The 14,655-nt window shown below is 50.4% G+C and carries 14 protein-coding genes; 2 read left to right on the top strand and 12 right to left on the bottom strand.

Features of this window, described 5'->3' with window-relative positions:
* Positions 1-155: 155 nt before the first annotated feature.
* Entirely contained in the window at positions 156-770 is a 615-nt protein-coding gene (gene plsY, locus NFX39_RS05265) for a glycerol-3-phosphate 1-O-acyltransferase PlsY (RefSeq protein ID WP_252443706.1), read from the top strand.
* Between the two features lie 43 nt (positions 771-813).
* Here the strand turns inward: plsY and NFX39_RS05260 are convergent, their stop codons facing one another.
* Complete coding sequence (locus tag NFX39_RS05260) at positions 814-1,389, bottom strand: hypothetical protein (protein ID WP_252443704.1); 576 nt, start codon at positions 1,387-1,389, stop codon at positions 814-816.
* Positions 1,390-1,417: 28 nt separating this feature from the next.
* Positions 1,418-3,649, bottom strand: coding sequence for a RelA/SpoT family protein (locus NFX39_RS05255; RefSeq protein WP_252443702.1), 2,232 nt, complete (start codon positions 3,647-3,649; stop codon positions 1,418-1,420).
* Between the two features lie 228 nt (positions 3,650-3,877).
* On the opposite strand from NFX39_RS05255, the gene NFX39_RS05250 reads away from it, so the two are divergent.
* A complete protein-coding gene (locus tag NFX39_RS05250) occupies positions 3,878-5,095 on the top strand; it encodes an MFS transporter (RefSeq protein ID WP_252443700.1) in 1,218 nt (405 codons plus the stop codon).
* A 194-nt stretch (positions 5,096-5,289) separates the two neighbouring features.
* Here NFX39_RS05250 and glnA read toward each other — a convergent pair whose 3' ends face one another.
* The 10 genes from glnA to NFX39_RS05200 form a co-directional block, all read right to left on the bottom strand.
* On the bottom strand, positions 5,290-6,639 hold the full coding sequence (glnA, locus tag NFX39_RS05245) for a type I glutamate--ammonia ligase (protein WP_252443698.1): 1,350 nt from the start codon (positions 6,637-6,639) through the stop codon (positions 5,290-5,292).
* Between the two features lie 17 nt (positions 6,640-6,656).
* Positions 6,657-7,022 carry a MerR family transcriptional regulator gene (locus tag NFX39_RS05240; RefSeq protein WP_252443696.1) on the bottom strand — a complete coding sequence of 122 codons (366 nt, stop codon included), beginning with the start codon at positions 7,020-7,022 and terminating at the stop codon, positions 6,657-6,659.
* 211 nt (positions 7,023-7,233) lie between these two features.
* A complete protein-coding gene (gene polA / locus NFX39_RS05235; protein WP_252443694.1) occupies positions 7,234-9,921 on the bottom strand; it encodes a DNA polymerase I in 2,688 nt (895 codons plus the stop codon).
* Positions 9,922-9,994: 73 nt separating this feature from the next.
* Positions 9,995-10,720, bottom strand: a complete 726-nt coding sequence (locus tag NFX39_RS05230; RefSeq protein ID WP_252443692.1) for a Bax inhibitor-1/YccA family protein — start codon at positions 10,718-10,720, stop codon at positions 9,995-9,997.
* A 93-nt stretch (positions 10,721-10,813) separates the two neighbouring features.
* Positions 10,814-12,148 carry a UDP-N-acetylmuramate--L-alanine ligase gene (gene murC, locus NFX39_RS05225; protein WP_252443690.1) on the bottom strand — a complete coding sequence of 445 codons (1,335 nt, stop codon included), beginning with the start codon at positions 12,146-12,148 and terminating at the stop codon, positions 10,814-10,816.
* A 14-nt stretch (positions 12,149-12,162) separates the two neighbouring features.
* Positions 12,163-12,819, bottom strand: a complete 657-nt coding sequence (gene ytpR, locus NFX39_RS05220; protein ID WP_252443688.1) for a YtpR family tRNA-binding protein — start codon at positions 12,817-12,819, stop codon at positions 12,163-12,165.
* Positions 12,820-12,838: 19 nt separating this feature from the next.
* Positions 12,839-13,516, bottom strand: a complete 678-nt coding sequence (locus tag NFX39_RS05215; protein WP_252443686.1) for a 5'-methylthioadenosine/adenosylhomocysteine nucleosidase — start codon at positions 13,514-13,516, stop codon at positions 12,839-12,841.
* Between the two features lie 15 nt (positions 13,517-13,531).
* Positions 13,532-13,831 carry a hypothetical protein gene (locus NFX39_RS05210; RefSeq protein WP_252443684.1) on the bottom strand — a complete coding sequence of 100 codons (300 nt, stop codon included), beginning with the start codon at positions 13,829-13,831 and terminating at the stop codon, positions 13,532-13,534.
* Positions 13,821-14,396, bottom strand: a complete 576-nt coding sequence (locus NFX39_RS05205) for an NUDIX hydrolase (protein WP_252443682.1) — start codon at positions 14,394-14,396, stop codon at positions 13,821-13,823. The genes NFX39_RS05210 and NFX39_RS05205 overlap by 11 nt, the downstream gene beginning before the upstream one ends.
* Positions 14,397-14,612, bottom strand: a complete 216-nt coding sequence (locus tag NFX39_RS05200; protein ID WP_252443680.1) for a cold-shock protein — start codon at positions 14,610-14,612, stop codon at positions 14,397-14,399.
* Between the last annotated feature and the right edge of the window lie 43 nt (positions 14,613-14,655).

The raw sequence follows: 14,655 nt of genomic DNA, 5'->3' as shown, positions 1-14,655 counted from the left end.
CTTATCATAGATTAAAAATGAAAAAGTGACAATAGAAAATCTAAGCCGGTTTTGACTTTTCCAGCAGAAAACATCTTAAATCTGCTTTAGAATCAGCCAAAGACGAAAGCGCTGTGGTAAAATATTATCTGCGTTTCATTTAAGGAGTTCATCAAATGGAAAAAACAATTTTGGTCTTTTTACTGGCCTACTTGCTGGGATCACTTGTCCCAGGCTTTTGGATTGGTAAACTCTTTTACCACAAAGACATCCGAACGGAAGGTTCTGGAAACATCGGGACGACCAACGCTTTTCGAAGCCTCGGTCCCGTCGCCGGAACGACCGTTTTGGTCTTCGACATGTTGAAGGGTGTGGCGGCAGCCTTGTTGCCAGCCCTCTTCCACGTCGACATCAACGTGATGTACGTTGGTTTGGCCGCTATCTTGGGCCACACCTTCTCCCTCTGGATCGGATTTAAGGGTGGAAAGGCAGTCGCAACCTCAGCTGGTGTGCTCGCCGTTTACAACCCCGCCCTCTTCTGGATGGTCGTCGCAACCTTCATTTTGTGCCTGGTACTCTTTTCGATGGTATCGGTTGCCTCAATGGTTGGTTTCACTTTCGCCTCCATCATGTCCGTCTTCTACTACCAAGACATTATCTTATCGATTGTAGCGATTGCTTTGACAGTCTTTGTCTTCTATCGCCACCGTCAAAACCTTGGACGTATCTTAAAGGGACAGGAATCAACGATTCCATTCGGACTCGTCTACTGGTCGAAGAAAGCCAAATAAAGAAAACAAAAAGAGCTGAACCGTTTGGTTCAGCTCTTTTTTATTACGACAGGTGGCGTGGTGACAGCTTCAAGCGCTTGAAGACGTCTGGCTGAAGGCGACGCAGAAAGAGCGTGCCGTGCAGCGTCAATAGAAGCGCGTCCAGGAAGTTGGCCTTCACCAAGTACAGGAAGAAGAACAGGACCGTCGTTGGTGGCAACAGCACCAAAACGAAGATGATCCAAGCACGTTCGAAGGCCCACTTGGCCTTCAGGTGGCGTCGTTCCTGGTCGTTTGGATTCAGGCGTGCCAATTCAAAGAAGTTGATTGGTCGACGACGTTGTTCCCGAAAGGCCATCACCCAGAAGAAGAACGGGAGAATGGCGGATACAAAGAGGCCAAGCCACCACATCAGAGGCGACGTGATGTGCATCTTTGGTAAGGGAAGAAAACGTAGAATCCAGTAGGGCGTTGCCCAGATGGCAGAGATAATGAAAGTAACGAAAAGTGCTAAATCAAATCCCTGGAGCTTTTTCTTCTCCTTTGCTTGAAAGTAAGAATGACTGTCAATATCGTAATATACTTCTTGCTTGTGCCCAGCAATCTTAAGCGGAACTAGGCGGATGGGACTCGTGCTCACGGGTATTTCCTCTGTTTCGTTTTTATTGTTAGTGAATCGTCCGCTTCACGTCGTAAACGGAACGTTGTGCAGAAAGGGAATCAATGATGCCGTTCAACTGGGCCAGGTTGGCAACACCAAGGGAAGCTTGGACTAAGACCATGCCCCCCTTTGTGACGTGCCCGTTGATTTCCTTGATGAAGCGGGTCTTGGCGTTCAATGACTTCAACAGGTCGTTCAAAATTCCCGGCTCGTTTTCCGCGTGAATCGTTAGGTCTGCCGTGTAGTCCTGGCGCAAACCGTTTGGATCAGCCCAAACGACATCGACCAAACGTTCTCCTTGTTCTTGGGCCGCGTGGATGTTTGGGCAGTCAAAGCGGTGAACGGCCACTCCGCGTCCCTGTGAGATGTAACCTGAAACAGGGTCTCCCGGAACCGGCGTACAGCAACCAGCTAAGCGAACGAGCAGGTTGTCGATACCGGCAATCACCACTTCGGATTCTTGCTTGCTCTTACTTGGTGTCTGCGCCTCTTTTTTAAGTGCTTCCCCGTCTTCAAGCAACTTCTTTTGCAAAGCAGCGGCTTCGGCCGCGGCCTTCTCTTCACGAAGGGACTTCGTCAATTCCTTAACGACAGTTAAACGGGATAGGTCCCCGTACCCAACGGAAGCAAGCAAGTCATCACGACTTCCGGCGTTCAAGCCTTCCGCCGCCTGATTCATGTGCTCATCATCCCCATAGGTGGCGACGTCGTAACTCTGGTCGGCCAATTCTTTCAAAACGGCGTCCAAACCGGACTGAATGTTGTCGGCGCGGTCACGCTTCTTCAAGAACTGCTTAATCTTGTGGCGTGCCTTACGGGTCTTCACCAAGTCCAGCCAGTCACGTGATGGCTTGGCGTTTGGACTGGTCAAGATTTCCATGATGTCCCCGTTTTGGATTTGGTAATCCAATGGGACAATGCGGCCGTTGGCCTTGGCCCCAGTTGTCTGTTCCCCAACCTTGGAGTGGATGGCAAAGGCCATGTCCAAAGGACCAGCACCCTGGGCAAGTTCATAAACATCCCCCGCCGGTGAAAAAGCGTAGACGCGGTCCACGAAGAGGTCGGCTTGAACGGAGTCCATGAAGTCTTGGGCATCCGTTGCGGATTCCTGGAACTCCAAGATTCCCTGAATCATGTTCAAGACCTGCTCGGACTGGTCTTGTACGTTTGCGGTTTGGTCAGATCCACGGTTTTGCTTGTAGGCCCAGTGGGCCGCAACTCCGTACTCAGCCACCTGGTGCATCTGGTACGTTCGAATCTGAACTTCAAGCGGACGACCGCCGGGACCGATAACCGTCGTGTGCAAGGATTGGTAACCGTTTGGCTTCGGCAAGGCGATGTAGTCTTTGAAGCGGCCTGGAAGTGGCTTCCAGTGGGAGTGAATGGCACCCAAAACCGCGTACGTGTCCGCCACGTTTTCCGTTAGGATGCGAATGGCAGACAAATCGTAGATTTCATCAAAGGACTTGTGCTTGTCCACGAGCTTACGGTAGATCGAATAGATGTGCTTGGGACGACCATAGACGGAAACATCCTCGAGCTTCAAGTCCGAAATGCTTTGTTCAATCTTAGCGACGGCCTCTTCAATGATTTCGATGCGCTCCGTGCGCTTCATTGACATCATCTTGGCAATCTTGTGGTAAGCGTCTGGCTCCAAGTATGAAAGCGACAGGTCTTCGAGTTCCCACTTGATGGCCGAAATACCGAGTCGGTCGGCCAAGGGTGCGTAGATGGACAGCGTTTCCTTTGAAATGCGACGTTGCTTTTCAGGGTGCAAGGCGTCAAGCGTGCGCATATTGTGCAGGCGGTCGGCCAACTTCACGATAATCACGCGGATGTCTTTTGCCATCGCCAAAAGAAGCTTACGGTGGTTTTCGGCCAATTGAACCTTCGAGTCCTGGTACTTAATCTTTGAGATCTTCGTGACCCCATCGACAATGCGACCAACCGTTTCACCGAAGCGGTCAACAACGTCTTGTCCGGTGACCGGCGTGTCTTCCACGATATCGTGTAAGAAACCGGCGATGATGGTTGGACCGTCCATCTTCAATTCGGCGAGGATACCCGCCACTTGGATTGGGTGGGCAATGTAGGCTTGTCCGGATTGACGCTTCTGGTCCTTGTGCAGTTCGTTCGCCCAGTCAAAGGCCTTTTGTACGGCTGCTTGCTGTTCTTTATCAAGGTAGGCGTTCACCATGTCCAAGACGTCTTGTGCTTGGTATTCTTTGTATTGTGTCATGGCAAGCCTCCTTTAAATGAACGTTAAATGAAATCGTCTTAGACACATTATATGGTATATCGCCCCCCTAAACAAGCAAAAGACAGGCGATTCAAAGACTAGTTAATAGTTTAGAATAACGGTGTCGTTCTTTTGAATTTGAATCCAAAAAATATAGGAAAGCCCCTGCATTTTTCAGAGAAAAAGAGTAAGATTAATCAATAGAAATAACACTTGAAGGAGGCCCTCATGCAAGCAGAAAATCAGCCTGTCGACTGGAAACGCAATATGTGGATTGTCTGGCTGGCAGTGATGATGTCGGGAATTGCTTTTTCCGAAATCGTCCCCTTCCTTTCCCTCTTCATTGACACGCTGGGAAACTTCACTCGGGCGGAACTGAACTTCTATTCCGGCTTCGCCTTTGCCGCAACCTTTTTGACCTCAACCATCGTCTCCCCACTCTGGGGACGATTGGCGGATAAAAAGGGACGTAAGCTCATGATGATGCGTGCCGCGCTTGGTTTGGCCCTCGCCATGGGACTGACCGGTTTGGTGCAAAACGTCTGGCAGTTGATTGCCCTTCGCGCCATTCAGGGTGCACTCGGTGGTTTTGTGTCAAACGCCAACGCCTTGATTGCGACACAGACGCCCCGTGAACAGGTTGGTCGCGCTCTTGGAATCGTGGTGACCGGGTTCACAGGTGGAACGCTCGTGGGGCCTTTGATTGGTGGAACGCTTGCCACCTTCATGTCCTACCGGAACATTTTCTTCATTACCGCTTCCATTTTCGTTGTGCTTTTCTTCTTCATCTGGTTCTTCATTGAAGAAAAGAAGCCGGAAAAGAAGTTGCCGGAGGAAGATACGAAGGAAGAAGACCTGCGCTTCTCCAAGCTGCCAAACAAAAGCGTGCTGATCGCCCTCTTTGTGACGACGATGCTCGTGCAAATCGTGAACATGGCCATCAACCCAATTGTTGCGCTGTTCGTGCGTGAGGTGTTGAACGGTCAGGGAAACGTCACCTTCATTACCGGAGTTGTCGCTGCCATGCCTGGTTGTGCAACCTTCCTCTTCGCCCCATGGTTTGGACGCCTGGGCGACAAGATTGGAACGAAGTACATGATTCAGGCCGGCTTCGTGCTCGCTGTCTTGGCCTTCTTCCCAACGGCATTCGTGACGACGGTCTTCTGGCTCATCTTCTTCCGCTTTGCCATTGGAATTGCGGATGCGACCCTGTTGCCAGCCATCCAGACGCTCCTTTCGAGAAATACGCCGGAGCAGTTGGTATCCCGGGTATTCTCCTATAACCAGTCCTTCCAGTCGGCTGGTTCGGTGCTCGGTCCCCTCTTTGGAACGGTGATTGCCTCGTCCTTTGACTACCGCGCTATCTTCATCTTCACGGCGCTGATGATGGCGATTAACGGAACGCTCTTCTACTTCAACGTGAACCGTAAGAAGATCAATACGTAAGTCAATATAAAAACAAAAAACCCCACCAGCTGATGGCGGGGCTTTTTTTACGGGATCATCGCACCGCAGGCCACTTCTAAAACATGGTGCAGTTGCGCCGTCGAAAGCCTAATAACGACCAGTCCTGCTCCTTAAGTCCACGTACAATAAAAAGCTCCTGGGCGACTGCTCAGGAGCGTTTTCATAAGCCTTAATTAGTAATTCATAAAGTAGTTATCAATTTCCCACTTCGTCACGAACTGACGGTAGGATTGGTACTCGATGCGCTTTGCTTCCACGAACTTGTCCGTGATGTGCTGACCCACTGAGTCAATCACGATTGAATCCTTTTCCAATTCTTCCAAGGCGTCCAAGAGCGTGTCTGGCAAGTCACGGATACCCGCCTTCTTCCGTTCGTTTTCGTCCATCAAGTAGATGTTCTTATCAACGGATGAGCTTGGTTCAAGATGGTTGTCAATACCGTCCAAACCGGCCGTCAAGATGGCCGCCAACGTCAGGTATGGGTTGGCCGTTGGGTCCACCGTTCGGAGTTCCAAACGCGTTCCGATACCACGTGCGCTCGGCACGCGGATCATTGGCGAACGGTTTGACGCTGACCAGGCGATGTAAACGGGCGCTTCGAATCCAGGCGTCAAACGCTTGTATGAGTTCACCGTTGGGTTCGCAAAGGCCGTGATGGCTGGTGCGTGCTTCAACAAACCACCCAAGAAGTGCAAGGCTGTTTTTGAGAGACCGAAGAATTCGTCATCCCCACCCGCAAAGGCGTTACCGTCTTCGTTGAACAAAGACATGTTCACGTGCATTCCAGAACCGTTGATTCCAGAGATTGGCTTTGGCATGAAGGTTGCGTAATAACCATTCTTGCGGGCAATCGTCTTCACGACCAACTTGAAGGTCTGAATCTTATCGGCCGCTTCCAAAGCGTTGGCGTACTTGAAGTCCACTTCGTGCTGGCCGTCCGCCACTTCGTGGTGGGCCGCTTCGACTTCGAAGTCCATCTGTTCAAGGGTCAACACGATTTCGCGACGCACGTCTTCAGCACCGTCCAGGGGTGCCAAATCGAAGTACGATCCGTGGTCGTTTAGTTCCATCGTTGGGTTTCCCTTTTCATCCAACTTAAAGAGGAAGAACTCGGGTTCCGTTCCAACGTTGAATTCCGTAAAGCCGTCCTTTTGGGCGTGCTTCACCGCTTCCTTCAAGGCGTGGCGTGGGTCACCTGGGAATGGCTTGCGGTCGGCCGTGTAAACGTCCGCAATAAGACGGGCAACCTTACCACCGTGTGCATCTTCGGACCATGGAAAAATCAAAAACGTTGACAGGTCAGGGTACAAGTACATGTCGGACTCGTTGATCCGAACAAACCCTTCGATTGATGAACCGTCGAACATCACGTCGTTATCGAGCAAACTGTCCAATTGGCTCACTGGAATTTCCACGTTCTTGATGGTTCCCATCACGTCCGTGAACGTCACGCGAATGAATTCAACGTGTTCTTCTTTCACCTTTGCTCGGATTTCGTCTTTGGTCATTGTCTTTTGCGTCATGTCTCTCCTACTTTCTGCTAATGCATCCGGTTGTTTCGATTGGTCGATTGATTGAAGCGGGCAATCTGTGCAAATTCATCTTGCAAAGCACGGCGCAACTTGGCGTCCTGTTCTTCAGCTTGCTGGCGCTTCTTTCGCTCGGACTTGTCGAAGAGTTCCCGAATATCCTTCGTCGAATCCCCTGCATCCAGGTGGTCCTTAATGCGCAAGAGTTGGTCGATGTCGTTTAGAGAAAAGCGGCGCTGCCCACCCTTCCCACGCTCTGGCTTCACGAGGCCGTGTTCTTCGTAGTAACGAATCTGACGGTCCGTTAGCAAAGTCAGTTCACGCACCACCGACATCGGCAGGACAGCTTTGTTTCGTTGTAATTCTGAATTCTTCACGATGAACTATCCCCCCTTGCTAAAAAATATATACGAAAGAGCACAACTTGTTTAACAATTTGTCAGCTTTCTTGACCTCACATTCTAAATTGGTAAAGGAATTGGTCTAGTTTGACCCCATTTTGCCAATCTTTGAAGCCTTTCTACTCCTATCTTACCCTACCCGCTGATTCTAGTAAAAAAGAGTCGCTTTCTTGGCGACTCTTTTTCTTTACTTTGCTTCATACCAGGTTGGACCGGCGTGGGATTCAACCTTCAACGGAATGGCGAGCTTAACAGCGGAGTCCATCACTTGCGTGACGGTTTCACGCAGCGTTTCCAGTTCTTCCTTTGGACACTCGAAGACCAATTCATCGTGCACCTGCACGAGCATCTTGGCCTGGAGCTTCTTTTCTTGAATGGCACGGTCCACCTTAATCATCGCAATCTTGATAATGTCGGCGGCTGATCCCTGAATGGGCGAGTTCATGGCCGTGCGTTCGGCAAAGGAACGGGTGTTGAAGTTCTTCGCGTTAATGTCAGGTAAGTAACGGCGACGGTGTTCGATGGTTTCAACGAAACCGTCCTGGTGCGCCTTTTCCTTAATCGCATTCATCCAGTCGTGAATCTTTGGGAACTCCTGGAAGTACGTGTCGATGAAGGCCTTGGCGTCCTTGCGGGCAATGTTCAGGTTCTTTGACAAACCGTAATCGGAGATGCCGTAAACAATCCCGAAGTTAACCGCTTTGGCCGTCCGGCGTTGGTCGGCTGATACTTTGGCGTCATCACCGAGGCCAAAGACCTTGCGTGCCGTTTCGGCGTGAATGTCATGGTCTTCCACGAAGGCATGCTCCATGGCAGGGTCCTCCGTGATGGAGGCCAAGACACGCAGTTCAATCTGGGAGTAGTCGGCACCAAAGATGTCCCATCCCTCGTGTGATGGCACGAAGGCGTGGCGAATCTTGCGCCCGGCTTCGGTGCGCATCGGAATGTTTTGCAAGTTTGGATCCACCGATGACAAGCGGCCCGTTTGTGTCAATGTCTGCAAGAAGCGCGTGTGCACCTTTTGGTCAGTCTGATCAACAACGGCCAAAAGACCATCCACGTAAGTGGACTTAAGCTTTGTCAGCTGACGGTACTGTAAGATGTGGTCCACGATTGGCGCTTGCGGCGCCAACTTTTCGAGGACCTCAACGGCCGTTGAGTAACCCGTCTTGGTCTTCTTAATAACGGGCAAGCCCATCTTGTCGAAGAGCAGGGTTCCCAACTGCTTGGTTGAGTTGATGTTAAACTCTTCGCCGGCCATCGTATAGATTTCTTGCTTAAGCGAAGCGATTTGCTCTTCCATCTCCTGGCCCATCTTGGCCAAGCGTTCCTCGTTGACCTTGAATCCCTGGGCTTCCATCTTGGCTAAGACAAAGGACAGTGGCAATTCGATGTCGTGGTAGAGGTGAGCTTGCTTGTGTTCTTCCAGGTCTGAAAAGGCTTGGTCACGGAGCGTGAAGACGGTCTGCGCCTTGTGCCCGATGTGGTCCAAGACCACCGTCTTTTCCTCTGGAATGGCGAACTTGGACCCCTTGCCGTAAACGGATTCGTCGTCTGGCAAGTAGTGGTCGAAGCGTCCGGCCAATGTTGAAAGCACGTTGTCGTTTCCAACCGTGTCTAACAGGTAGGCAACGAGTAAGAAATCGAAGTCGACCCCTGTCAAAGTCAGACCCAACCGGTGCAGCAAAACCCAGTGGGCCTTGGCGTTGAAGAGCTGGATTTGAATCTGGTCGTCTTCCACGATGCGCTTTAACACATCTCCTTCGAAGAAGGAGAAGTCGCGACTCGCGTAGTAACCCACTGTGTCGTTACCCAGTGCGAAGCCAATCAGATCAGAAGTGTGGTAGTTATCTGACGTCGTGTCGATGTGAAGCGCCAGCGTTTTTTCATTGGCTAACTTAGTAAGTGCCTCATCCGAAAGCTCCGCCACCGGCTTAAAGTGCGCCTGCTCCATCGCCGTATCCGCGCTGTCATCGTCCTGGTCAATCAACTGGTGGGCACGCACCTTCGTCAACGCCTGCTTGAAGTGCAGCTTTTCGAACAGATCAATCAAGCCGGCCGTCTTCGGACCGTGGTACTCGATGTCATCCAAACCGATTTCGAGCGTTGCATCCGTGATAATCGTGGCGAGCTTCTGTGCCCGGTAGGCCACTTCCTTGTCGTTAATGAGGTTTTCCTTCATCTTCGACTGCTTCATCTCGTCCACGTGGGCGTACAGGTTATCGAGGTCGTGGTATTCCTTCAACAGCTTCAACGCCGTCTTCTCTCCCACCTTCGTCACACCGGGATAGTTATCGGACGTATCACCCGTGAGCGCCTTCTTATCGATGATTTGAGCCGGCGTGATACCGTACTTTTCCATAATGAATTCCGGCGTGTAGACTTCGACGTTCGTCACACCCTTTTTCGTGATCTTCACGGTCACGTCGTCGGTTGCAAGCTGCGTCAAATCCTGGTCTCCGGTGATCACAATCACCTTATCGCCGGCAGCGGCTCCGATGCGGGAAAGCGTCCCAATGATGTCGTCTGCTTCCAGGCCAACCTGCTCGTAGTTGTGAAGCCCGTGAGCTTCTACCATTTCACGCAGGTATGGGAACTGTTCTTTGAACTCGGCCGGTGTTTTATCACGGCCACCCTTGTACTCTTCGTACAAATCGCCTCGGAACGTTTCCTTACCAGAACGGGCATCCCAGGCCACCAGGGCCATGTCCGGTTGCATTGGTAAGACAATGGATTCCAAGAAATTGTTAAAGGCCACCAGGGCGTTGGTGTGCAGCCCTTCTGGGGTGACCATGCGGTCAAGCTGCTGGTACATCGCGTAGAACGCGCGGAATGCCAGCGAGTTTCCGTCAATTAATAGTATCTTTTTACTCATAAACACCTCTTTGATTACTAGTGTCAGTTTACCATAAAAAAAAGCACGCCAAGGCGTGCTTTTAAGGGATTTCTTAGTCTCTTGTGTCTCCGAAGATTTGCAAGATTGAGTAGAAGATGTTCAAGAAGTCCATGTAAAGGTTCAAGGCACCCCAAATGGCGATTCCTGAAGTTTGTGCTTCCGTGGCCCCCTGTGCCATCATCTGTGAGTAGTCGGACTTCAACTTGTTGTTATCGTATGCCGTAAAGAGAGCAAACAAGATCAACACAACGATTGAAAGCAACGTTTGGAAAGCAGATGATCCTACCAACATGTTAATCACGGTGGCAATAATCACACCGATCAAGATTCCGTTCAAGATAGGTCCCATGCCGGCCAATGACTTCTTCGTGAAGGCACCGTACAAGGCCATTCCGCCGAACAAACCAACCGTTGAACCAAAGGCAGCAAGGACTGAAGCGCCCGTGTAGACGGCCAAGAGCAAGCCCAAGAACAATCCTTGCGAAACGGCAAAGGTCATGAGCAACCCGAAGGCCTTCGCTGGGTTCAAGTTCACCGCTGCGTTTCGAATCATGACGACCAAAACCAATTCAACGACCATGATGGCAGCAAAGCCAATCCATGAACCAGTGAAAAGCGTGACCAACTGTGGCAAGAAGAATGTTTGGGCAATGTAACCCGTAACGGCCGTCACGGCCATGGCGATGGCCATGTAGCTGTAGACCTTTTGGAAGAAGTTCTTCATTCCCTGGTCGACGCCGGTCACGTCACGGCGTTCGTTCATATCAAAATTATTCATCGAATACCTCCTCGATATTATCGAATTGTTGCATCTATTCTAAATATAAGAGCTTAAACCAAGATTAAAGCGAAAGCTTTTATCTCCTGCTTTTTAGCTACGATCGGACTGAATTTGCCCGAGCAACTTTTCGTAAGCAAACTCGTACTTTTGAATGTCACCGGCACCCATGAAGACGAAAACCGCGTTTTCGTGCTTCAACAAGTCCGATACCGTGTCTTCAGTGATGATGGTTGCCCCACCCTTGATTTCCTTGGCGATGTCCTCTGCCGTCACTGTTCCAGTTGCTTCACGGGCTGAACCAAAGATTGGCGTCAGGTAAACCGTATCGGCGTTGGAAAGCACGCGGGCGTATTCATCCTTGTAGGCAATCACACGTGAGAAAGTGTGTGGCTGGAAGACAGCAACCACTTCCTTTTGTGGGTACTTTTGACGAGCAGCGTCAATTGTCGCTTGGATTTCAGTTGGGTGGTGCGCGTAATCATCAATGATGGTGATGTCTTCGACCTGCTTTTCAGAGAAGCGACGCTTCACACCTGGATAGGTCTTCAAGTGTTGTCGAACACCTTCCAAATCCAAGCCTTCCAAGTAGGCCACGGCAATCACGGCCGTTGCGTTGTAAATGTTGTGTTGACCAAAGATTGGGATGAAGAACTTCCCCAAATCCTTGCCTCGGTATGAGACGTGGAAGTTTGAACCCGTGGTTTCCTTATCGATCTGGTCGATCAAGAAGTCATCACGTCCAGCCTTATCACCGTAGTAATAAAGTGGTACGTCCACTGATAACTTTTGCAAGTTCTCATCGTCACCCCAGGCAACGATGCCCTTCTTCACACCCTTTGCGAAATCTTCAAAGGCAGAGAAGACATCGTTAATGTCCTTGAAGTAATCGGGGTGATCGAAGTCGATGTTCGTCAAGACGGCGTAGTCTGGGTGGTAAGGCTTAAAGTGACGGCGGTATTCGTCGGCTTCCAAAACGAAGAAGTCGGAGTCCGGCGTTCCCTTTCCAGTTCCATCCCCAATCAAGTAGGACGTCTTTTCGACGTTCTTCATGACGTGGGCGAGCAAACCAGTCGTTGACGTCTTCCCGTGTGCGCCAGCCACGGCAATAGTGGTGTTTTGGTCCACTTGTTCGGCAACCGCATCCGGGAAGCTCATCATGTCGACGCCTGCTTCGAGGGCGGCCTTCACTTCCACGTGATCATCGGTAAAGGCGTTTCCACGGATAAAGGTGAAATCCTTGTAGGCTTCGATGTTCTTAGCGTCGAAGGGCAAAAGCTTAATGCCAGCCTTTTCCAATGGCGCCTGCGTGTAAGTGAATTTGTCGATATCGGAACCAACGACTTCGTTTCCTTGGTCGTGCAGGATCTGAGCCAATGGGCCCATTCCCGTTCCTTTAATTCCGATAAAGTAGTATTTCTTTGGCATGGTTCTGCCCTCTTTTAGTAATTCGTATCAATTTTGCCGTCGATGTAAAGGTTCTTGGCTTTGTCAAAGTCAAAAACGTCCCCGACCTGTCCAAAATCATCTGGCAAGACCAAGGCCCCTGGCTTATCAGGAGCGCCTTCCAACTTCAATTCACGTCCAGAAACAATCATTCCGGCGGAAGGAACACCACGCAGGGCGCCAGGCCAGATGATTTCACCGGATGGCATCATGGAACCGGGTTGTGCAACCACAACCTTGATTCCCGTTTCCATGTTTGGTGAACCTGAAACGATTTGCAAACGTTCGTCTGCACCAGTGTCCACCTTCGTGACGTGGAGGTGGTCAGAATCTGGGTGTTCTTCCATTTCTTCCACCACACCGATCACCAACTTTGATGGGTTGGCTTCAACCTTGTCAGCGAAACCAGCGGCTTCAATGGCTTCGTTTACCATGGCTGCTTGCTTGTCGTCCAAGAAGACTTGGCCGGCTTGCCCAGTGAGGCCAAGCTTTTCACCCATGCCTTCAATGTTGATGGCGAAGAGGTCACCGTTTTCTTCGTCGAAAACACGCGTAACATTCTTCTTTGTTTCAATCTTTTGCTTCGTGTGCCCTGGGGCAAAAGTCAGCATCAGGATGTCGCCTGATGCTTCTTGGTTATAAACTGAAATCATCGCTTCTATCCTTTTCTAATTACTTTGGCAAACGGTCCAAGTAGTTGAGCAAAAGCTCAGCTGACTTTTGACCAGCTTGGATAACGTATTCTTCGAAGTCCACGTCAGATGAACCATCGGCCTTGTCGGAAACACCGCGCAAGACGATGAATGGCTTGTTAAAGCGCGTCGCTACTTGGGCAACAGCCGCCCCTTCCATCTCGGCTAAGTAAGCGTCTGGGAAGTTTTTTGCGATGGCATCCTTCTTTGACTGTTGGACGAAGGTATCACCGGTCACAATGAGACCGGCCTTGGCATCCGTCAATTCCTTGAAGGCCGCCACCATCTTATCATCCGCCGTAAAGCGAGCGGGTTGGGCAGGCAGTTGACCATATTCATAGCCAAAGGCCGTGACATCAGCATCAAAGTAGGCCATCTCAGAACCGATGACCAAGTCACCGATTTCAAGGCCCTGCTTCAAAGCACCGGCTGAACCAGTGTTGATGACGACATCCACGTCAAAGACCTGGGTCAGAATGGTCGTTGCCGTCGCTGCGGCAACCTTACCGATTCCTGATTCGGCCAAGAAAACTTCCTGGCCAGCGTATGTCCCAACGAGCACCTCTAAATCAGAAAAAGCGACTACTTCAGCATCAATTAGTGCTGAAGTAAGAGCCTTCTTTTCTTCGGCCATTGGGGTAATAATTCCAACTTTCATGCTTACCCTTTCTGATTAAGGGAGCACAAAGAAGGTCACGTATGTCACGACGATAATGATACCGAGTACAATCATTAAACGGTTGTAGCGGTATGATAGACGGTCGGTCTTCCCCTTCTCTGTTAACTCACCATTTGATCCAAGTTGAAAACGTCCTTTTTTCGTCAGGCGCATTTCCGCACGGTTGGCAGGTTCGACAACCGTAATCTTGTCTTCGTTTGCCTTGGCGTACTGTCGTTCAACTTGGCGGCGTTGCTTGGCCCGTTCTTTTTGTTCACGGGTCTTTTTATTCTTTGTAAAGAAATTAGCGGCCATTCTTCAACCTCCGAATTGTCCAGTGGAAGTAAGCGGCTAATGTTTTTAAGTCGTTTAGTTCACCGGCTTCGTACATCTTCGTCATCTCATCGTATGAGACCGTGATGACGTCCAGGAATTCGCCTTCGTCACGAGGCAGTTGGTCAGAACCATCCAAGTGTTCCAATTCCGTTGCCACGTACAAGGCAATCTTAGAGTCCGTGAAACCAACGGCTTCAAAACCGTCAGCGAACTCTTCCAAGTGACCAGGGTGAACGCGAATCTCTTCGTTCAATTCACGGATGGCTGCTTCGTGGCAGGCCGTTTTCACATCACCGTGATCACGGGCGTCTACCTTTCCAGCTGGAATTTCCAAGACAAAGTCTTGCACGGGTTCACGCCACTGCTTCACAAAGACCGCGTGGTCTTCGTCCACAAGGGCTAACACCCCAACAGCAGGTCCACGCGTCACAACGTCACGTTGTGCAATCGTACCATCAAAAAGTTTAACCCGCTTGGAGTCAATCTTAAAGATTGGTCCTTCGTACATGACCTCGTTTGAGTAAAACTCTTCTTTTTGAACCATCTATTCGTCCTCCTTGATGACAGAAACCTGGGCCGCCTGGAAGGCGTCCTTTCCCTGTACCAAGACGTACTCCACGCGCTGTCCCGGGATAAGCTTCTTGAAGCCATCCCCAGCGATTCCGTTAAAGTGAACGTAGATGTCATCCCCCTTTTCGTCGGGTTCGATATAACCGTATCCACGGTCTTGTTGCCAAATTTTTACTGTACCTTTTTTCATACCTCCAGTATACCAAAAAAAGCCCTATTCTAGGCGGAAATTG

Source organism: Fructobacillus apis (assembly GCF_023893635.1).
GTDB classification, from domain to species: domain Bacteria; phylum Bacillota; class Bacilli; order Lactobacillales; family Lactobacillaceae; genus Fructobacillus; species Fructobacillus apis.
The sequence above is the reverse complement of the archived record's forward strand: the minus strand, read 5'-3'. Positions and strand labels throughout refer to the sequence as shown.